Genomic DNA, 18129 nt, shown 5'->3' on the forward strand with positions numbered 1-18129 from the left:
ATGAATTGATTTTGTGGCCTTGGTTTTCGGTTGGTCCCGAACCTTAAGCCTGATTATTTAAATAATATTACCAACTTGCTTTTTTTACTCCCGGAATAAGCCCTTGGTTGGCCATTTCCCTAAATGTTACACGAGAGATACCAAATGTACGCATGTATCCTTTTGGTCTTCCGGTTAACTTACATCTATTATGCTGACGGATAGGAGATGCATTTTTAGGTAGCTTTTGTAACGCTTCGTAATCGCCTGCTTCTTTTAAAGCTTTGCGTTTAGCAGCGTATTTGGCTACTGTTTTAGCTCTTTTTACCTCACGGGCTTTCATTGATTCTTTAGCCATATCTTAGTTCTTTTGAAAAGGTAATCCTAGTTCAGTTAATAATGATTTTGCTTCTTTATCAGTTTCGGCTGAAGTTACAAATGTAATATCCATTCCAGAAATTTTGTTCACTTTATCAATGTTTATTTCTGGGAAGATAATTTGCTCGGTAATACCTAGGTTGTAGTTACCTCTTCCGTCGAAGCCTGTAGCCTTAATTCCATTAAAATCTCTTACACGTGGAAGTGCAGAAGTTACTAAACGATCTAAGAATTCGTACATTCTTTCACCACGTAAAGTTACTTTTGCCCCAATTGGCATCCCTTTACGAAGTTTGAAAGATGCAACGTCCTTTTTAGAAATCGTTGCTACGGCTTTTTGTCCAGATATAGTAGTCAATTCCTCTACGGCGTAGTCAATCAACTTTTTGTCTGCAACGGCAGCACCTACACCTTTAGATAATACTATCTTTTCCAGTTTAGGAACCTGCATTACATTATTATATCCAAATTCGTCTGTAAGAGCTGCAATTACTCTGCTTTTATACTCTTCTTTAAGTCTTGGTGAATATGCCATAACTATATTACTTCATTAGATTTTTTAGAAAATCGTACTTTTTTATCGCCTTCCATTCTGTAACCAACTCTTGTTTCTTCACCTTTTGAGGTTAACAATGATAAGTTAGATACGTGAATAGCCGCTTCTTTCTCTACGATTCCTCCTTGAGGATTTTGAGCACTTGGCTTAGTGTGTTTTTTCACTAAGTTTACGCCCTCAACAATCGCTTTGTTCTTTTCTATTAATACCTTTTGTACTTTACCTTCTGCACCTTTGTGGTCTCCAGCAATTACTTTTACGGTATCTCCAGTTTTTATTTTAAGCTTTCCCATCTTAATAATTTGTATTAAAGCACCTCTGGTGCCAATGATACAATCTTCATGAATTGTTTATCACGAAGCTCTCTTGCAACTGGTCCGAATACACGTGTACCTCTCATTTCACCTTGAGGGTTTAAAAGTACACATGCGTTATCGTCGAATCTGATATAAGATCCATCTGGACGTCGCACTTCTTTAACGGTACGCACTACTACTGCGGTTGAAACAGCACCTTTTTTAATGTTTCCATTAGGTGTTGCGTCTTTTACAGAAACTACAATTTTGTCTCCTACAGAAGCGTATCTTCTTTTAGTACCACCTAGAACACGTATGGTTAATACTTCTTTGGCTCCGGTGTTGTCTGCTACTTTAAGTCTTGATTCTTGTTGTACCATGATTACTTCGCTCTTTCAATTATTTCAACTAATCTCCAACATTTAGATTTACTTAAAGGTCGTGTTTCCATGATCCTTACAGTATCTCCTTCGTTGCAGTCATTTTTCTCGTCGTGCGCCACATATTTTTTTGTTTTTAACACGAACTTACCATACATAGGGTGCTTTACTTTTTTCACCTCAGAAACCACAATAGATTTCTGCATTTTGTTACTTGTAACAACTCCTATACGTTCTTTTCTTAACTTTCTTGTTTCCATTTTAAGCAGAATTATTGTGAATCTCTTTTAGTTAATTCAGTCGCAATTCTAGCAACGCTACGACGTAGGTTACGTAATTGAATTGGATTTTCTAAAGGAGAAATTGCATGAGCCAATTTTAGGTCTGAATAACTCTTTTTAGTTTCACTAAGCTTTTCTTGTAACTCAGCTACAGATAATTCTTTAATTTCTGATTGTTTCATAATATCAAATCAATTATGCTTCGTAATCTCTAGCAATTATAAACTTAGTTTTTACCGGTAGTTTTTGTGCGGCTAGACGTAATGCTTCTTTAGCAATGTCTAATGGCACTCCACCTACTTCAAAAAGCACTCTTCCTGGCTTTACAACAGCTACCCAAAGTTCTACGGCACCTTTACCTTTACCCATACGTACTTCAAGAGGCTTTTTTGTGATAGGCTTGTCTGGAAATATTTTAATCCAAAGCTGCCCTTCTCTTTTCATGTAACGTGTAGCGGCGATACGTGCTGCTTCAATTTGACGAGACGTTATAAATACTGAGTCTAATGCTTTTATTCCAAAAGTTCCGCTTGAAAGTTGGTTGCCTCTTCCGGCATTACCTTTCATGCGTCCTTTTTGCTGCTTACGAAATTTTGTTCTTTTAGGCTGTAACATTTTTCTTTACTTTATAAAAAATTACTTTCTACGACGAGGCCCTTTGTTTCCGCCACGTCCGGCTCCACCTTTTCCTTGCTTTTTGGACAATCCAACAAGCGGAGAAAGCTCTCTTTTACCGTATACTTCACCTTTCATGATCCATACTTTAACACCCAATCTACCGTAAGTAGTGTGTGCCTCAACTAAAGCATAGTCAATATCGGCTCTAAAGGTCGATAAAGGAATACGTCCTTCTTTGTAGTGCTCGCTACGTGCCATTTCAGCACCGTTTAAACGACCACTAATTTGGATTTTTATTCCTTCAGCATTCATACGCATTGTAGCAGCAATAGCCATTTTGATTGCACGACGGTAAGAGATTCTGTTCTCTATTTGACGGGCAATACTTGATGCTACTAAAAATGCATCTAGTTCAGGTCTTTTAATTTCAAAGATGTTGATCTGAACTTCTTTTCCGGTAATTTTCTTAAGCTCCTCTTTCAACTTGTCTACCTCTTGACCTCCCTTACCAATAATGATACCTGGGCGTGCCGTAGTGATAGTAACGGTTACAAGCTTTAAAGTTCTTTCAATAATTACTCTACTTACACTAGCTTTAGAAAGACGCGCGTGAACGTATTTTCTAATCTTATCGTCTTCGGCAAGTTTATCGCCATAATCGTTTCCTCCGTACCAGTTAGATTCCCATCCTCTGATAATTCCTAAGCGATTTCCGATTGGATTTGTTTTTTGTCCCATACTCTTTATTAAGCTTGTGTGTTATTGTTAGCACCAACCACCAATGTTACGTGGTTAGAACGTTTTCTAATTCTATGTGCACGACCTTGAGGTGCAGGACGTAATCTCTTTAACATCGATCCTCCGTCAACTCTAATCTCCTTTACAAATAATTCTGCAGATTCAACATCGGCGTCTTCATTTTTTGCTTGCCAGTTAGCGATAGCTGACAATAGTAACTTCTCTAAACGAGCTGAAGCTTCCTTTTGGCTGAACTTTAAGATATTAAGTGCTTTCTCTACCTTTTCACCTCTTACTAAATCGGCTACTAAGCGCATTTTTCTTGGTGATGTAGGACAATTATTAAGTTTTGCAAAAGCCACTTGCTTTTTACCTTCCTTAATAGCGTCTGCCATTTGTTTTTTACGACTTCCCATAGCTTACTACTTTTTACCTTTATTTTTAGCACCGGCATGCCCACGGAATGAACGTGTTGGTGAAAATTCTCCTAATTTATGACCTACCATGTTTTCAGTTACGTAAACTGGAACGAATTGACGGCCATTGTGCACTGCTATTGTTTGTCCAACGAAATCTGGAGTAATCATACTAGCACGAGACCAAGTTTTGATTACTGTTTTTTTGTTAGCCTCAACATTAGCGGCAACTTTTCTTTCTAATTTATAATGAACGTAAGGTCCTTTTTTTAATGATCTTGCCATGTCTTATTTCTTTCTACGTTCTACAATATACTTATTACTCGCTTTTGTTTTAGAACGTGTTCTATAACCTTTAGCTGGAACACCGTTTCTTGAACGTGGGTGACCTCCTGAAGAACGGCCTTCACCACCACCCATTGGGTGATCAATCGGGTTCATCACTACCGGTCTAGTTCTCGGTCTTCTACCTAACCATCTTGTTCTACCTGCTTTACCACCTACTATTAATTGGTGATCTGAGTTAGATACAACCCCGATGGTAGCCATACAAGTTCCTAGAATCATTCTGGTTTCACCTGAAGGCAATTTTATAGTAGCAAACTTACCGTCTCTTGCCATTAACTGGGCAAAAGCACCAGCACTACGTGCCATAACAGCACCTTGACCTGGACGTAATTCTACACAAGAAATAATGGTTCCTAATGGAATTTCACTTAATGGCATAGCGTTACCAATTTCTGGTGCTACACCTTCCTTACCAGACACAATGTTTTGCCCTACTTGCAATCCGTTTTGAGCAATTACATATCTTTTTTCGCCATCTTGGTAGTTTACCAAAGCGATAAAAGCTGTTCTGTTTGGATCGTACTCAATCGATTTTACTTCGGCAGGGATTCCTGCTTTGTCTCTTTTAAAATCGATAAGACGATACTTTTTCTTATGACCACCACCAATGTAGCGCATGGTCATTTTTCCTTGACTGTTTCTACCACCAGACCTTTTATTCGGAACGAGCAAGCTCTTTTCCGGCTTATCAGTAGTTATGGCGTCATACCCATTTACTACTCTAAAACGCTGTCCTGGTGTGATTGGTTTTAATTTTCTTACTGACATTGTTGTCTAATTACATGTTACTGTATAAATCAATCATTTCACCTTCCGCCAGTTGTACAATTGCTTTTTTAACAGCATTTGTTTTACCATGTTGAAGACCTGTTTTTGTGTAACGGGTTCTTCTATCTGGACGGACATTTATAGTACGAACTTTTTCAACAGAAACACCATAAGCAGCTTCAACCGCTTTTTTGATTTCTACCTTGTTCGCCTTTGTGTTCACCGAGAACCAATAGCAGTTTTTTAACTCACTATCAGCAGTCGCTTTTTCTGTGATTATAGGTTTAATTAAGATACTCATCTGTTTCTTATTTACTTAAGTTTGTTTCAATTCCTTCAATAGCACCTTCTAAAAGCACTACTTGATTAGCATTCATAATCTTGTATGTGCTTAATTCTGAAGCTGTTATCACTTCAGAACCTTTTAAATTGCGCGACGACAAATATACGTTATTATTTGACCCACCCAACACAAACAAAGACTTTTTGTTGTCTAACTCTAAGGCTTTCAGCACTGCAGTAAAGTTTTTGGTTTTTGGAGCATCAAAATTAAAGTCTTCTAAAACTGTAATTGATTGCTCTCCGGCCTTAATACTTAATGCAGATTTACGTGCTAAACGCTTAAGGTTTTTGTTAAGCTTGAAGCTATAGTTTCTTGGTCTTGGACCAAACATACGTCCACCACCTTTAAATACACCAGACTTGATGCTACCAGCACGAGCTGTACCAGTACCTTTTTGCTTCTTAATTTTACGCGTACTTCCGGCAATTTCTCCTCTTTCTTTCGATTTGTGAGTACCTTGACGTTGGTTTGCTAAATATTGTTTAACATCCAAATATACGGCGTGATTATTAGGCTCAATAGCAAACACATCTTTAGAAAGGTCTGCCTTTCTACCTGTGTCTTTTCCGTTTATATCTAAAACTGCTACTTTCATTACTTTCTAATAATTACATAAGAGTTTTTGTGTCCAGGCACACAACCTTTTACAACAAGTAGGTTCTTTTCAGCAACTACTTTCAATACTCTTAAATTTTCAACTTTCACTTTTTCACCACCCATTCTTCCGGCCATTTTCATGCCTTTGAATACTCTAGCAGGATAAGAAGCGGCTCCAATAGAACCTGGCGCTCTTAAACGGTTGTGCTGACCGTGGGTAGCTTGACCTACACCACCGAAACCATGACGCTTTACAACACCTTGGAATCCTTTTCCTTTTGAAATACCAGACACATCAACAAATTCACCTTCAACAAAGTGATCTACAGTGATAGAATCTCCTAATTTGTACTCCTCATCAAAACCTTTGAACTCAACGATTTTACGCTTTACAGAAGTACCCGCTTTTTTAGCATGACCGATGTCTGCCTTTGTAGCGCTTTTTTCTGTCGCGTCATCGAAACCTAATTGAACAGCTTCGTAGCCGTCAACCTCTTCAGTTCTGACTTGGGTAACGATACATGGACCTGCTTCGATTACTGTACAAGGAATATTTTTCCCGTTTTCATCAAAGATGCTGGTCATACCGATTTTTTTTCCAATTAACCCAGACATAATTTAATTATTAATTTATTTGTTACTTATTTAAAAAACTTCAGGGACAAAATACCTTCCGTCCCTGAAATGTATTTTTCCGTTTTTCCCGCGACCGCATCGGTGGGACATGCATGCCCTGAACTTGTTTCAGGGTCTTTTGATGAGATTCCGAAACAAGTTCGGAATTTCGATAAAAGTCCGTTAGACTTTTATCTCAACCTCAACACCACTAGGCAACTCAAGCTTCATCAAGGCATCAATTGTTTTTGATGATGATGAGTAAATATCCATCAATCTCTTATAAGAAGATAGTTGGAATTGCTCTCTCGATTTCTTGTTTACGTGTGGAGAACGTAATACAGTAAAGATTTTTTTGTGCGTTGGTAAAGGAATTGGTCCAGTTACAACAGCACCTGTACTTTTTACTGTTTTTACAATCTTATCGGCCGATTTATCAACCAAGTTGTGATCGTAAGATTTTAATTTTATTCTGATTTTTTGACTCATTTTCTTAGATTTTAAGCTTCAACACCTTTAGCTGCCTTAATCACTTCTTCAGAAATATTTGAAGGTGTTTCAGCGTAATGTGAAAATTCCATTGTTGACGTTGCACGACCTGATGATAATGTTCTTAATGTAGTTACATAACCAAACATTTCTGATAATGGCACAATAGCTTTTACTGCTTTAGCACCAGCACGGTCGCTCATGTCGCTTACTTGACCTCTTCTTCTGTTCAAATCACCTACAATATCACCCATGTTTTCTTCTGGAGTAATTACCTCCAATTTCATCATAGGCTCCATGATTACGGCTTTTGCAGCCTTAGCAGCAGCTTTAAAACCAAGTTTTGCAGCTAATTCGAAAGACAATTGATCAGAATCCACATCGTGGTAAGAACCATCAGTTAAAGTTACTTTCATAGAATCTACTTCGTAACCTGCCAACGGACCATTTACCATAGCCATTTGGAAACCTTTTTCAATTGAAGGGATAAATTCCTTAGGAACGTTACCACCTTTAATCTCAGAAATAAACTCTAATCCATCCTTACCTTCGTCAGCAGGCTCAATAGTAAATACAATATCGGCGAATTTACCACGACCACCAGATTGCTTTTTGTAAACCTCTCTGTGCTCGGCACGTTGTGTAATGGCTTCTTTGTACTCTACTTGAGGCTGACCTTGGTTAACCTCTACCTTAAACTCACGCTTAAGACGGTCAACAATAATATCTAAGTGAAGCTCACCCATTCCAGAAATAATAGTCTGTCCTGAAGCTTCGTCTGTTCTTGCTGTAAATGTTGGATCTTCTTCAGCCAATTTAGCCAAAGCCATACCCAATTTATCAACATCTGCCTTTGTTTTAGGCTCTACCGCGATACCGATTACTGGATCAGGGAATTCCATAGATTCCAATACAATTGGATTCTTTTCATCAGTTAAAGTATCACCAGTTTTGATATCCTTAAATCCTACAGCAGCTCCAATATCTCCAGCTTCGATATACTCGATAGCGTTTTGCTTGTTAGAGTGCATTTGGTAAATACGAGAGATACGCTCTTTTTTGCCAGAACGGTTGTTCATAACGTACGAACCTGCATCTAAACGACCTGAATAAGCACGGAAGAATGCTAAACGACCAACAAAAGGATCGGTAGCGATTTTAAACGCTAAAGCTGAAAATGGATCTTTAGCATCTGGTCTACGGCTCTCTTCCTCACCTGTATTAGGGTTAGTACCTACAATGTTATCTCTATCTAAAGGAGAAGGCAAGTAACGGCATACAGCATCTAACAAGAACTGAACACCTTTATTTTTAAATGAAGAACCACAAATCATTGGAATGATAGCCATATCCATTACAGCAGCTCTAAGTGCAGCATGCACCTCGTCTTCTGTAATTGAATCTTCATCTTCCATGAATTTTTCAAGAAGGTTTTCGTCGTAAGTCGCTACTTCCTCAATTAAAAGCGCACGGTACTTACGAGCCTCTTCTTTCATATCGTCTGGAATCTCAACAACATCAAAGGTAGCCCCTTGAGTTTCGTCATGCCAAACTACGGCTCTGTTTTTTACTAAATCTACGATACCTCTAAAATCTGCCTCGTCACCAATGTTCAATACAATTGGCACTGCGTTAGATTTCAACATATCTTTAACTTGCTGACATACTGCCAAGAAGTTAGAACCTTGACGGTCCATTTTGTTTACGAAACCAATACGTGGCACTTTGTAGTTATCTGCAAGTCTCCAGTTAGTTTCAGATTGTGGCTCAACACCATCAACCGCACTAAACAAGAACACCAAACCATCTAACACACGTAAAGAACGGTTTACTTCCACTGTAAAATCTACGTGGCCCGGAGTATCGATAATATTAAAGTGGTAGTCTTTGGTATCTGGTAACGGCTGAGCGTTTTCCATCGGGAATTTCCAAGTACAAGTTGTAGCTGCAGAAGTAATGGTAATACCACGCTCTTGCTCTTGCTCCATCCAGTCCATGGTTGCAGCACCATCGTGCACTTCACCAATTTTATGACTAACACCAGTATAATAAAGTATACGCTCTGTTGTTGTTGTTTTACCAGCATCAATATGAGCTGCAATACCTATATTTCTTGTATATTTTAAATCTCTTGCCATGTTTTATTAGAATCTAAAGTGTGAGAATGCTTTATTGGCTTCTGCCATTTTATGAGTATCTACACGTTTCTTAACTGCTGCTCCTTCTTCTTTAGCCGCTGCTAAAATCTCTGAAGCCAAACGCAACGCCATAGATTTTTCGTTACGTTTTCTAGCATAACCAATCAACCACTTCATGGCTGTTGAAACTTTTCTATCTGGACGAATTTGCATCGGGATTTGGAATGTTGCACCTCCAACACGACGACTACGCACTTCTACGTGAGGCATCACATTAGAAAGGGCATCTTTCCAAAGCTCTAAAGCTGTTTTTTCTTCGTCAGTTTTCTTTGAATCTACAATATCAATAGCATCGTAGAATACTTTAAAAGCTACAGACTTTTTACCATCCCACATCATCATGTTAACGAAACGCGTCACTAACTGATCGTTAAAACGTGGATCCGGTAAAAGCGGTCTCTTTTTTGCTGCTCTTTTTCTCATGTCTTCTTCTTAAAGTTTTAATTACTTTTTAGGGCGTTTAGCACCATACTTAGATCGACGTTGCGTACGGCCGTTAACACCTGCGGTATCAAGCGCGCCACGCACAATGTGATATCTAACACCTGGTAAATCTTTTACCCTTCCACCTCTAACCAATACTATCGAGTGCTCTTGTAAATTATGTCCTTCACCGCCAATGTATGCGTTAACCTCGTTTCCGTTTGTTAAACGCACCCTTGCTACCTTACGCATTGCTGAGTTAGGTTTTTTAGGGGTTGTTGTGTAAACACGAGTACATACACCACGTCTTTGCGGACAAGAATCCAAAGCAGCCGATTTACTCTTCTTGGTTATTTTGGCTCTTCCTTTTCTTACTAATTGCGAAATTGTTGGCATAAATTTTAATATAAATTTTATTAACCTCTATTTAGAGGGCTGCAAAGGTAGAAATTAAAATGAATAATTCAAATCCTAAATCATTAATTTTCAGTTGAATTTAAAAATAATAACATTCACTATATCAATCGGTAAAATTTTCCCTTAGATTTACATTAAAAACACGTCTTGTATTTCGTGAAAAAGTTCACCTTTTTACTCCTTTTTATATATATTATTTTTTCTCCGAAGAGTTTCGGACAAAATTTATGGCTTAACATGAAAGGTGCAAACAGCGACGAAACCAAGACAGTAGATTCCCTTAATTACCAAAAACGGCATATCGATTTTAAGTCTTTAACTGCCGAAGTAAACACCACACAGCAAACACTTTATAAACTGGGCTATATTGAAAATGAAGCTTACCCTATTAAAAAAGTAAACGACTCTACATTTTCAGTAAAAATTGCATTAAAAAGGAAATTCAACAGCATCCAAATCTATTACGACAATACAACCTTGGCTCCATCAATGCTTAAGTCTTTTTCCAAACGCATAACAAACGATTATTTTGAAATCCCCTTCCACCAAATCGAAGCCATCCTAGGCGGCATCAACCAGGACATTTCAGAAAAGGGACTTCCATTTTCAAAATTGAGACTTTCGGAAATCGAGGTAAAAAACAACCGCACACTACATGCCCAACTTGTAGTCGACTCTAACCAAAAACCCCGTACTATTGACGATATTACAATAAGAGGCTACGAAAAATTCCCGAGAAGTTTTTTAAAGCACTATTTAAAAATCAAACCCGGACAGGTGTTCTACTTGTCCACAATAAAAAGAAAAACCGAACAACTTGCCAACTTGAATTTCGCTGAACAACTCAAGTCCCCCGAAGTATTATTTTCGAAAGACTCGACCATATTATATGTATACACCAAAAAAACCAACAGCAATGCCTTTGATGGGTTTTTGGGTTTTGGCACCAATGAAGACAGCAATAAATTAGAATTTGACGGCTACCTAAACCTGAACCTAACCAACAATTTAAATTTTGGTGAGTCCTTTAGATTATTATACAAAAGCGACGAAAACGACCAAAAAACATTTGAAAGCAACATTACGATGCCCTATATTTTTAATTCCCCCATCGGAATAGAATTAGCATTACGCATTTTTAAAAAAGATTCATCATTCACCACCACCAACCAAACCGCTAAAATAAATTACCAAATAAACCCCAAGCACCGCATTGCCCTGGGAATAACTTCATCAGAATCCAGTTATTTACAATCCACCACCTCATTAACCCTTCGAGACTACAACTCCAACTTTTTCACCATTTCGCACCAATACAACAACCTACAAGCATCCAACTTATTGTTTCCTGTAAAATCACATTTCAACATTGAAATAGGAACGGGCAAAAGAAAAACGGAATCAGATTCCGAAAAACAAACACTGCTAACCCTGAATGCCTCGAATATTTTCAACCTAAACGCTAAAAATTCCATATACCTAAGAACGACCGGATCTTATCTACAATCGGACAATTATTTTAAAAACGAGCTGTTTCGTTTTGGCGGCATCAATTCAATTAGAGGCTTTGAAGAAAACAGCCTTTTTGCATCATTGTTCGGCATAATCAACACCGAGTACCGCTACCAATTGGCCAACACCGTTTACATACACACTATTTTCGATGCAGCCTATTTTGACAACAAAATCACCTCCGTACAACAAAAACTTTTTGGATTTGGCTTCGGCTTCGGGCTACTCACCAAAGCTGGCTTATTTAAACTGAATTATGCTAATGGCAAAAATGAAAATTCCAACTTTAAACTCTCCGACTCTAAAGTACACCTGAGCTTAACCGCATATTTCTAACACAAACAGTTAACACTTCTATTATTTTTTTAAAACAAAAACAAAACACCCCATAAACCCGAAAGAACCAAAAATTATGCATGCATAACTAAATGATTTCCAAACAATAGAATTCATATCAAACCTAAAAATATTTTAAATTATATCTTCCAATTCTCCATTTTCACTGCAAAAACAACAATCTTTTTCATTCTGTACACTAAATTTTAACGGGAAATTATTGTTTAATTAACTTTATTTTAAGATTTTTGACATTGACTAATTCAAATAATTACAAAATGAAAACAAAGTTTAGTGGAATTCTAACGCTATTACTAGCGTTTGTTGTGCAATTAACTTTCGCACAAGAAAAGACAATTTCAGGTACAGTTTTGGATGGCTCTGGCCTACCACTCCCTGGAGCAACTGTCTTAATTAAAGGTACTACAACCGGTACATCTTCGGATTTTGATGGTAATTACTCAATAAAAGCTTCTCAAGGTGCAACCTTGGTATTTAGCTTTGTGGGGTATGCTACTCAGGAGAAAACTGTTGGGGCATCAAACACGATTAACGTCACTATGGCTGAAGATGCAGCTGCTTTAGAAGAAGTTGTAGTAACAGCATTGGGCATTTCGAAAAAGGAACGAGGGCTTGGTGTATCTGTTGGTGAAGTAGACTCTGAGAGCTTAACTAGAGCTCGAAGCGCTAGCCCAGTAGACGCATTAGCAGGAAAAGTATCTGGATTAAAAATTACACAACAATCTGGAACACCTGGAGGTAGTGCCTCTATAATTATTAGAGGGGCAACATCGTTGTCTGGAGACAACCAGCCTATTTTTGTAATTGACGGTATGCCAATTAGCAATCAATCTTTAAATCAAGATGGTATAACAGGTGGTGTAGATGGCGGTAACAGAGCTGGCGATATAAATCCTGATGATATTGAAAGTGTTTCTGTTCTTAAAGGTGCAGCTGCGAGTGCACTTTATGGAGCTAGAGCCAAAAACGGTGCTATAATAATCACAACAAAAAAGGGTAGCAAAGGGCTAAAAGTAGAAGTAAATTCTTCCCTCAGGTTTGATTCTCCTCTAAAGTTACCGAATTACCAAAATGAATACGCTCAAGGTACGGCTGGAACTTATGATAAAGACCGTATTAACGGTTGGGGTCCAAAAATATCTGATGTATCTGGCCAAACTTTTGAAGATTTCAAAGGGGATCAAGTAACACTAACAGCAAAGCCTGATAATGTTGAAGACTTTTTCAATACTGGTATAACAATGATTAACACTGTTGCTTTATCCGGAGGTGATGAAAAATCTGACTACAGACTATCATACAACAACACCAATGTAGAAGGTATCGTTATCGGTAGTGATTATATAAGAAATAACTTCTCATTAAACGCTGGAAGAAATTTTACTGAAAATTTTTCAGCTAGAGCAAACGTTAATTATATAAATTCTAGATCAACAGGCAGAACTCAACAAGGTTCTAATGACGGAAACGTTATAATTGACAATGTACTTGGAATGTCCAGAACGGTATCATTTGCTGATTTACAGAACAACTACGTTGACGCTGCCGGCAATCAAATACCTCTAACAGAAAGAACCAATAACCCTTATTGGGTTATTAATAAAAATCCCTTCTCTATAGACGTTGAAAGGCTTATCGCTAGTGCAGAACTTGAATACGCACTAACCGATGATTTGAAAATTGTCAATAGATTGGGTACAGACTACTATAATGAGAATAGACAAAAAGTTTACGCTAATGGTAGTTTAGGAACATTAAATGGTAGTTTTACAAATTGGGATTACTATAACCAAATAATCAACAATGACTTTTATTTAAGTTATAGCAAAAGTAATTCGGAAGGGCTTTCCATTACTACATTAACGGGAGACAACTTAACTGTGCCTGGATTATATGCATTAGGTAATGCGGAAAAATTAACGGGAACTGATTTTAGAAGCAAAAGAAAGTTATATGGTGTATATACAGATATTAACCTTGATTATCAAAATACATATTTTCTCAACCTTACAGCGAGAAACGATTGGAGTTCCACTCTTCCTGAGAACAACAATTCTTATTTCTACCCGTCAGTGAATGGTGCCATTGTATTCAGCGAGTATTTTGGAAGCAACAACATTCTTTCTTTCGGTAAAATCCGTGCTGGTTACGCTGAAGTTGGTTCTGATGCCGATCCCTATAGCCTCTTATTTGGTTTTGAACCATCTCCAGATTATTATGTGCAATTTAGCTTGAGCAACACTCTTCCTCAAGGAGGGATAATAGGTTTTGAAGCCCCAAGAACACTACCTAACGCTAACCTTAAACCTCAAAGAAAGAAAGAATATGAAGTCGGTCTAGACCTAAGGTTATTCCAAAACATTTTGGATATTGGCTTTACCTATTACAACTCAGACACTTCCGACCAACTTATCAATATAGATGTTCCTTTAAGTACTGGTTTCTTTAGAAAAACACTAAATGCTGGTGTTGTTAACAATACTGGTATTGAATTGGACGTGAATATTTCTCCATTTAAAAATATGGAGACCAATTTCAGTTGGGACTTAGGCGTTGTGTTTAACCAAAACACTCAAAAAGTTACTAGTTTGGTTGAAGGTGTAGATGAATTTCAATTACAAAGCGGATGGTCTGGTTTAACAATAAAAGCGTCTCCCGGTCAAGAATTTGGTCTCTACGGAACTAGATTCAAAAAAAATGAAGATGGAGATTATATCATTAATGCCTCCACTGGTTTAAAAGAAGTTGAAACAGCCAAAAGGCTAGGAAATGTAGCTCCAGATTGGACTATGGGAATCAACAATTCATTTAGAATTAAAAACTTTGGATTCGGATTCCTAATTGATGTCAAACAAGGTGGAACTCTATACTCCGGGACGACAGCTGTTTTAAGAGGATCTGGTTTAGTAGCAGAAACACTAGCTAATAGAGGGGAAACCTTCATAGATACAGGTGTTAATGAAGTTACCGACAATGGTGGCAATGTTACGTATGTAGAAAATACCACTCCCGTTCAAAATATGGAAGAATATTGGGGTCATCAGAGTGCTACATCCAATACAGAGGGCAACATTTTTGATGCTTCATACATCAAATTACGAGAAGTTAACTTTTTCTACAATGTTCCGTCTAAATTAATAGAAAGAACAGGTTTGTCTAGTTTAAGGTTTGGTGTGGAAGCAAGAAACCTTTGGATAATTGATGACCATGTTCCTCACATTGATCCAGAGGTAAACTTTTTTGGTACTGGAGGACCGGCTGCAACTGTAGAGTTCTCTAGTGTACCTTCTGTTAAATCAGTAGGATTCAACGTTAATTTAACATTTTAAAAATGAAAAAGATGAAACTTAAAAATTATATATATATATGCGTTTTCATTCTCACATATTCGTGTAGTAATGAAGATTTATTAAGGGTAAATCAAGACCCAAACGTAGCCACTTCAATCGACCCAGATTATTTGATGGGGTATGCATCTTACGCTTGGACAGGAACCAGAACTGGTGGAGATTTATTTTTACCAGTAGGTTGGGCAAACCAAGCCTTTTCAACAGGTGGAAATGCTGGTTGGGGTTACGCTGATGACCGTTATGATATTAGTCCTTTCTCAATTGGAAATGTATGGAGCGGTTATTTTGTTAGTGCTGGTAATAATTTGAAAATCGCTATTGATCAGGCAGAAGCCTCATCACCAACAAATAACAATGGCGCCGCACAATGCAAACTTGTACTCGCAAATGTGATGTTCGAGAACACGATGATTTATGGAGACATACCCTATAGAGAGGCATGGCAGGCTGGAGAATTTCCTAATCCAGTTTTCGACCCCCAAGAACAGGTTTTAAACGATTTATTAGCCATGATTGACGAGGCATTAAATCAAATAGACCCTTCCTCTATTTTGAAAATATCTAGCAACGATCCTTACTATAAAGGAGATATGAATAAATGGATAAAATTTGGAAATTCACTGAAGCTTAAGATTCTAATGGTGATGGTTGACAAAGACCCTAGCAAGGCTAGCGAAATAGGCTCTTTAGTAAACTCTTCTAACCTAATCACTTCTTCTTCTGACAATTTTAAAATAGACTTTTATGATGAAACTAATGCCGAAAATCCTAAAAATAAAATATTCAAGCAATATGCAGGCGGTGTAAACCCATGGGTTTTTGCCAACACCATAGGCTTCACCTTTATGGACGATCGCAATGACCCTAGAATTCCAATATACTTTGATGCCAACGATAATGGTGACTTTATACCTGTTGATACTGCTACAGAAGCCCAAATAGACAACGATGGAGAACTTTTGTCTTCTCCAATAAGTGTTGATAACCTTTGGAAAGTGGACGCCCCTGATTTAATTTTGAGCTCATCAGAAATCCAGCTTTTAAGAGCTGAAATTTACACTCGCGGAATTGGCGTTTCTAGCGATTTAAGTATGGCTAACACTTTGTACAAAGATGGCGTTAAACAATCTCTAGTCTATCATTCTATTTCTGAAGCGGATGCCAATAACTATGTTGACAACGATTTACCTCAAATCGATGGACTAAGTGCTTCAGATGCAGAATATGAAATACATGTTCAACAGTGGATTGACTTTCAAGACAGAACACTTGAAGGGTGGATAAACTGGCGTAGATCCGGTACTGAAGGTAATGAAGTACCAGATTTACAATTGCCTCCAGGCGCACCCGCAGGTGGCTTGTTCCGAAGGTACACCTATCCTTCAGGAGAACTTACTTCAAATTCCAATGCTCCTGATGGCAGTGACAAATTATTCGATAAATTATGGTTTGATTTATAATTAAAACCTTTTTACATACAATGCAATAAACCATCTCTTCAAGAGGTGGTTTTTTTATACCTTTACCCCATGGAAAACCAAACTCAAATTTTCGGGATTCGCGCCATTATTGAAGCCATTAACTCAGGTAAAACCATTGATAAGGTTTTCCTTCAGAAAGGCTTGAAAGGCGACTTATTTAGCGAACTGGAATCGTTAGTTAACAAATCCTCTTTAAATAGGTCTTACGTTCCAATTGAGAAATTGAACAAACTTACCAAAGGCAACCATCAAGGTGCAGTGGCCCAAATATCGCCTATTGCATTTTATAATTTGGAAGAATTAGTAATTCAAGTGACCGAATCCGGAAAAACACCGTTATTCCTTTTACTGGACCAGCTTAGCGACGTACGCAACTTCGGAGCTATTATCCGAACTGCCGAATGCACAGGAGTAGATGGTATCATTATCCAGAAAAAAGGAGCAGCACCCATTAATGGCGACACCATTAAAACCAGTGCAGGGGCTGTATTTAAAGTTCCTATTTGTAAGGTAGACCACATAAAAGATGCTGTATTTTACATGCAAGCATCAGGAATTAAAGTGATTGCTGCAACCGAAAAAACAAACGATTCGCTATTTGATATTTCCTTTACCGAACCAAGCGCCATTATTATGGGGTCTGAAGGTCGTGGCATCAACCCATCTATTTTAAAGGTTGTAGATGCCAAAGCCAAACTGCCTTTATTGGGCGATATTGAATCGTTGAACGTATCGGTGGCCTGTGGCGCCTTTTTATACGAAGCGGTTAGGCAAAGACGCTAATCGTCCTGTCCACTTTTTTTAAAAATATAATTCACTTGGGTTGACTCGTCTTCTTCCGGCTCTTCTTTCAGTTCTATAAAATTGCCGTCTTCATCAAAATGCTTTAAAAACGGATCATCGTCTTCATTAAAAGTATCTTCTTCCCAGTCATACTTTTTGGGCTTAGCAATTTGCTTTCTAAAAACTATTGCGAAAAGGAATCCCGTAATTAACCCTCCCAAATGACCTTCCCACGAAATGCCTTCCTCAATGGGCATAGTGTACCAAATCATGCTTCCGTAAAGAAACACGACTAACAACGATAAAGCAACAAGCCGAAAATGCTTGGCAAAAACACCTTTAAAAAAGGTAAAACTCACCAAAACATAAATAAGACCACTAGCACCGATATGATATGACGGCCGCCCAAAAAACCAAGTAAAAAGGCCCGAAAGTAAAATACCAAAAATGATAACCTTCCAAGCTATACTGCGGTAGAAATAAAACAGCGCCGCCGAGAGCACAAACAACGGTATGGTGTTATGATAAATATGCTGTATGCTGCCATGAATAAACGGACTGAGCACCACACCCCGAAGCCCTTTAAAAGTTTGCGGGTAAACTCCATACTTACTAAAGTTATACCCAAACCGTACCTCAAACCAAAACACCAACCAAATAACAAGCACAAAAAAAATGGGATAGGCCACTACCCCTGTTGAAAATTTAAAATGGTCTTGTGTTTTCATTGAAATAAATATAGCAAATTACTAACCAACTTTTAAGATGATGCTAAATTGGCAGGGCTGCCTGCGTGAGGGATTGTA

At 37.9% G+C, this 18129-nt stretch carries 23 protein-coding genes; 4 read left to right on the plus strand and 19 right to left on the minus strand.

The annotated features are described in order from the left end of the window. Positions 1-67: 67 nt before the first annotated feature. From rpsN to rpsL, 18 genes are all read right to left on the minus strand, one after another. On the minus strand, positions 68-337 hold the full coding sequence (gene rpsN, locus HC176_RS04650) for a 30S ribosomal protein S14 (RefSeq protein WP_136480159.1): 270 nt from the start codon (positions 335-337) through the stop codon (positions 68-70). Between the two features lie 3 nt (positions 338-340). Continuing rightward, a complete protein-coding gene (rplE, locus tag HC176_RS04655; protein WP_167917016.1) occupies positions 341-892 on the minus strand; it encodes a 50S ribosomal protein L5 in 552 nt (183 codons plus the stop codon). A gap of 2 nt (positions 893-894) precedes the next feature. After that, entirely contained in the window at positions 895-1206 is a 312-nt protein-coding gene (gene rplX, locus HC176_RS04660; protein ID WP_167917017.1) for a 50S ribosomal protein L24, read from the minus strand. A 14-nt stretch (positions 1207-1220) separates the two neighbouring features. Next, a complete protein-coding gene (rplN, locus tag HC176_RS04665; protein ID WP_116038984.1) occupies positions 1221-1589 on the minus strand; it encodes a 50S ribosomal protein L14 in 369 nt (122 codons plus the stop codon). 2 nt (positions 1590-1591) lie between these two features. Continuing rightward, positions 1592-1849 carry a 30S ribosomal protein S17 gene (rpsQ, locus tag HC176_RS04670; RefSeq protein WP_167917018.1) on the minus strand — a complete coding sequence of 86 codons (258 nt, stop codon included), beginning with the start codon at positions 1847-1849 and terminating at the stop codon, positions 1592-1594. Positions 1850-1860: 11 nt separating this feature from the next. Continuing rightward, positions 1861-2052, minus strand: a complete 192-nt coding sequence (gene rpmC / locus HC176_RS04675; RefSeq protein WP_167917019.1) for a 50S ribosomal protein L29 — start codon at positions 2050-2052, stop codon at positions 1861-1863. Between the two features lie 13 nt (positions 2053-2065). Beyond that, positions 2066-2485 carry a 50S ribosomal protein L16 gene (gene rplP / locus HC176_RS04680; RefSeq protein WP_167917020.1) on the minus strand — a complete coding sequence of 140 codons (420 nt, stop codon included), beginning with the start codon at positions 2483-2485 and terminating at the stop codon, positions 2066-2068. 21 nt (positions 2486-2506) lie between these two features. Next, entirely contained in the window at positions 2507-3226 is a 720-nt protein-coding gene (gene rpsC / locus HC176_RS04685; RefSeq protein WP_167917021.1) for a 30S ribosomal protein S3, read from the minus strand. 8 nt (positions 3227-3234) lie between these two features. Then, on the minus strand, positions 3235-3642 hold the full coding sequence (gene rplV / locus HC176_RS04690) for a 50S ribosomal protein L22 (RefSeq protein ID WP_167917022.1): 408 nt from the start codon (positions 3640-3642) through the stop codon (positions 3235-3237). 6 nt (positions 3643-3648) lie between these two features. After that, positions 3649-3927 carry a 30S ribosomal protein S19 gene (gene rpsS, locus HC176_RS04695; RefSeq protein ID WP_013869040.1) on the minus strand — a complete coding sequence of 93 codons (279 nt, stop codon included), beginning with the start codon at positions 3925-3927 and terminating at the stop codon, positions 3649-3651. Positions 3928-3930: 3 nt separating this feature from the next. After that, positions 3931-4758: a 50S ribosomal protein L2 gene (rplB, locus tag HC176_RS04700; RefSeq protein WP_167917023.1), complete on the minus strand. Its 828-nt coding sequence runs from the start codon at positions 4756-4758 to the stop codon at positions 3931-3933. A 10-nt stretch (positions 4759-4768) separates the two neighbouring features. Beyond that, positions 4769-5059 (minus strand): 50S ribosomal protein L23, encoded by a 291-nt coding sequence (rplW, locus tag HC176_RS04705; protein WP_167917024.1) that lies wholly within the window; start codon positions 5057-5059, stop codon positions 4769-4771. 7 nt (positions 5060-5066) lie between these two features. Next, the gene (gene rplD / locus HC176_RS04710; RefSeq protein ID WP_167917025.1) at positions 5067-5696 is read right to left on the minus strand and encodes a 50S ribosomal protein L4; all 630 of its coding nucleotides are present in this window, start codon (positions 5694-5696) and stop codon (positions 5067-5069) included. Further along, positions 5696-6313 carry a 50S ribosomal protein L3 gene (gene rplC, locus HC176_RS04715; protein ID WP_167917026.1) on the minus strand — a complete coding sequence of 206 codons (618 nt, stop codon included), beginning with the start codon at positions 6311-6313 and terminating at the stop codon, positions 5696-5698. The genes rplD and rplC overlap by 1 nt, the downstream gene beginning before the upstream one ends. Before the next feature lie 183 nt (positions 6314-6496). Then, positions 6497-6802 (minus strand): 30S ribosomal protein S10, encoded by a 306-nt coding sequence (gene rpsJ, locus HC176_RS04720; RefSeq protein WP_076698044.1) that lies wholly within the window; start codon positions 6800-6802, stop codon positions 6497-6499. Between the two features lie 11 nt (positions 6803-6813). Then, complete coding sequence (gene fusA / locus HC176_RS04725; RefSeq protein WP_167917027.1) at positions 6814-8940, minus strand: elongation factor G; 2127 nt, start codon at positions 8938-8940, stop codon at positions 6814-6816. 6 nt (positions 8941-8946) lie between these two features. Beyond that, positions 8947-9423 carry a 30S ribosomal protein S7 gene (rpsG, locus tag HC176_RS04730; protein ID WP_167917028.1) on the minus strand — a complete coding sequence of 159 codons (477 nt, stop codon included), beginning with the start codon at positions 9421-9423 and terminating at the stop codon, positions 8947-8949. 21 nt (positions 9424-9444) lie between these two features. Then, positions 9445-9819, minus strand: coding sequence for a 30S ribosomal protein S12 (gene rpsL, locus HC176_RS04735; protein WP_053975748.1), 375 nt, complete (start codon positions 9817-9819; stop codon positions 9445-9447). A 258-nt stretch (positions 9820-10077) separates the two neighbouring features. On the opposite strand from rpsL, the gene HC176_RS04740 reads away from it, so the two are divergent. The 4 genes from HC176_RS04740 to rlmB all read left to right on the plus strand — a co-directional run bounded on the left by HC176_RS04740 (position 10078) and on the right by rlmB (position 17323). After that, positions 10078-11688: a POTRA domain-containing protein gene (locus tag HC176_RS04740; protein ID WP_245234837.1), complete on the plus strand. Its 1611-nt coding sequence runs from the start codon at positions 10078-10080 to the stop codon at positions 11686-11688. Positions 11689-11966: 278 nt separating this feature from the next. Continuing rightward, positions 11967-15038 carry a SusC/RagA family TonB-linked outer membrane protein gene (locus HC176_RS04745; RefSeq protein WP_167917030.1) on the plus strand — a complete coding sequence of 1024 codons (3072 nt, stop codon included), beginning with the start codon at positions 11967-11969 and terminating at the stop codon, positions 15036-15038. Between the two features lie 11 nt (positions 15039-15049). Beyond that, entirely contained in the window at positions 15050-16519 is a 1470-nt protein-coding gene (locus tag HC176_RS04750; protein WP_167917031.1) for a SusD/RagB family nutrient-binding outer membrane lipoprotein, read from the plus strand. Positions 16520-16588: 69 nt separating this feature from the next. Then, on the plus strand, positions 16589-17323 hold the full coding sequence (gene rlmB, locus HC176_RS04755) for a 23S rRNA (guanosine(2251)-2'-O)-methyltransferase RlmB (RefSeq protein ID WP_167917032.1): 735 nt from the start codon (positions 16589-16591) through the stop codon (positions 17321-17323). On the opposite strand, the gene HC176_RS04760 is transcribed toward rlmB, so the two are convergent. Beyond that, on the minus strand, positions 17320-18051 hold the full coding sequence (locus tag HC176_RS04760; protein WP_167917033.1) for a rhomboid family intramembrane serine protease: 732 nt from the start codon (positions 18049-18051) through the stop codon (positions 17320-17322). The genes rlmB and HC176_RS04760 overlap by 4 nt on opposite strands. Positions 18052-18129: the final 78 nt, after the last annotated feature.

It is taken from the genome of Tamlana crocina (assembly GCF_012037625.1).

What these genes read in the sequence shown, in the direction of transcription:
- rplD (WP_167917025.1), bottom strand. Translation starts at nt 5,696, where the DNA reads ATGAAAGTAGCAGTTTTAGATATAAACGGAAAAGACACAGGTAGAAAG.
- rplP (WP_167917020.1), bottom strand. Translation starts at nt 2,485, where the DNA reads ATGTTACAGCCTAAAAGAACAAAATTTCGTAAGCAGCAAAAAGGACGC.
- HC176_RS04745 (WP_167917030.1), top strand. Translation starts at nt 11,967, where the DNA reads ATGAAAACAAAGTTTAGTGGAATTCTAACGCTATTACTAGCGTTTGTT.
- rplE (WP_167917016.1), bottom strand. Translation starts at nt 892, where the DNA reads ATGGCATATTCACCAAGACTTAAAGAAGAGTATAAAAGCAGAGTAATT.
- rplB (WP_167917023.1), bottom strand. Translation starts at nt 4,758, where the DNA reads ATGTCAGTAAGAAAATTAAAACCAATCACACCAGGACAGCGTTTTAGA.
- rpsG (WP_167917028.1), bottom strand. Translation starts at nt 9,423, where the DNA reads ATGAGAAAAAGAGCAGCAAAAAAGAGACCGCTTTTACCGGATCCACGT.
- rpsC (WP_167917021.1), bottom strand. Translation starts at nt 3,226, where the DNA reads ATGGGACAAAAAACAAATCCAATCGGAAATCGCTTAGGAATTATCAGA.
- rlmB (WP_167917032.1), top strand. Translation starts at nt 16,589, where the DNA reads ATGGAAAACCAAACTCAAATTTTCGGGATTCGCGCCATTATTGAAGCC.
- rpsN (WP_136480159.1), bottom strand. Translation starts at nt 337, where the DNA reads ATGGCTAAAGAATCAATGAAAGCCCGTGAGGTAAAAAGAGCTAAAACA.
- HC176_RS04740 (WP_245234837.1), top strand. Translation starts at nt 10,078, where the DNA reads ATGAAAGGTGCAAACAGCGACGAAACCAAGACAGTAGATTCCCTTAAT.
- rpsL (WP_053975748.1), bottom strand. Translation starts at nt 9,819, where the DNA reads ATGCCAACAATTTCGCAATTAGTAAGAAAAGGAAGAGCCAAAATAACC.
- rplN (WP_116038984.1), bottom strand. Translation starts at nt 1,589, where the DNA reads ATGGTACAACAAGAATCAAGACTTAAAGTAGCAGACAACACCGGAGCC.
- rplW (WP_167917024.1), bottom strand. Translation starts at nt 5,059, where the DNA reads ATGAGTATCTTAATTAAACCTATAATCACAGAAAAAGCGACTGCTGAT.
- rpsJ (WP_076698044.1), bottom strand. Translation starts at nt 6,802, where the DNA reads ATGAGTCAAAAAATCAGAATAAAATTAAAATCTTACGATCACAACTTG.
- rplV (WP_167917022.1), bottom strand. Translation starts at nt 3,642, where the DNA reads ATGGGAAGTCGTAAAAAACAAATGGCAGACGCTATTAAGGAAGGTAAA.
- rpmC (WP_167917019.1), bottom strand. Translation starts at nt 2,052, where the DNA reads ATGAAACAATCAGAAATTAAAGAATTATCTGTAGCTGAGTTACAAGAA.
- fusA (WP_167917027.1), bottom strand. Translation starts at nt 8,940, where the DNA reads ATGGCAAGAGATTTAAAATATACAAGAAATATAGGTATTGCAGCTCAT.
- rplC (WP_167917026.1), bottom strand. Translation starts at nt 6,313, where the DNA reads ATGTCTGGGTTAATTGGAAAAAAAATCGGTATGACCAGCATCTTTGAT.
- HC176_RS04750 (WP_167917031.1), top strand. Translation starts at nt 15,050, where the DNA reads ATGAAACTTAAAAATTATATATATATATGCGTTTTCATTCTCACATAT.
- rplX (WP_167917017.1), bottom strand. Translation starts at nt 1,206, where the DNA reads ATGGGAAAGCTTAAAATAAAAACTGGAGATACCGTAAAAGTAATTGCT.
- HC176_RS04760 (WP_167917033.1), bottom strand. Translation starts at nt 18,051, where the DNA reads ATGAAAACACAAGACCATTTTAAATTTTCAACAGGGGTAGTGGCCTAT.
- rpsS (WP_013869040.1), bottom strand. Translation starts at nt 3,927, where the DNA reads ATGGCAAGATCATTAAAAAAAGGACCTTACGTTCATTATAAATTAGAA.
- rpsQ (WP_167917018.1), bottom strand. Translation starts at nt 1,849, where the DNA reads ATGGAAACAAGAAAGTTAAGAAAAGAACGTATAGGAGTTGTTACAAGT.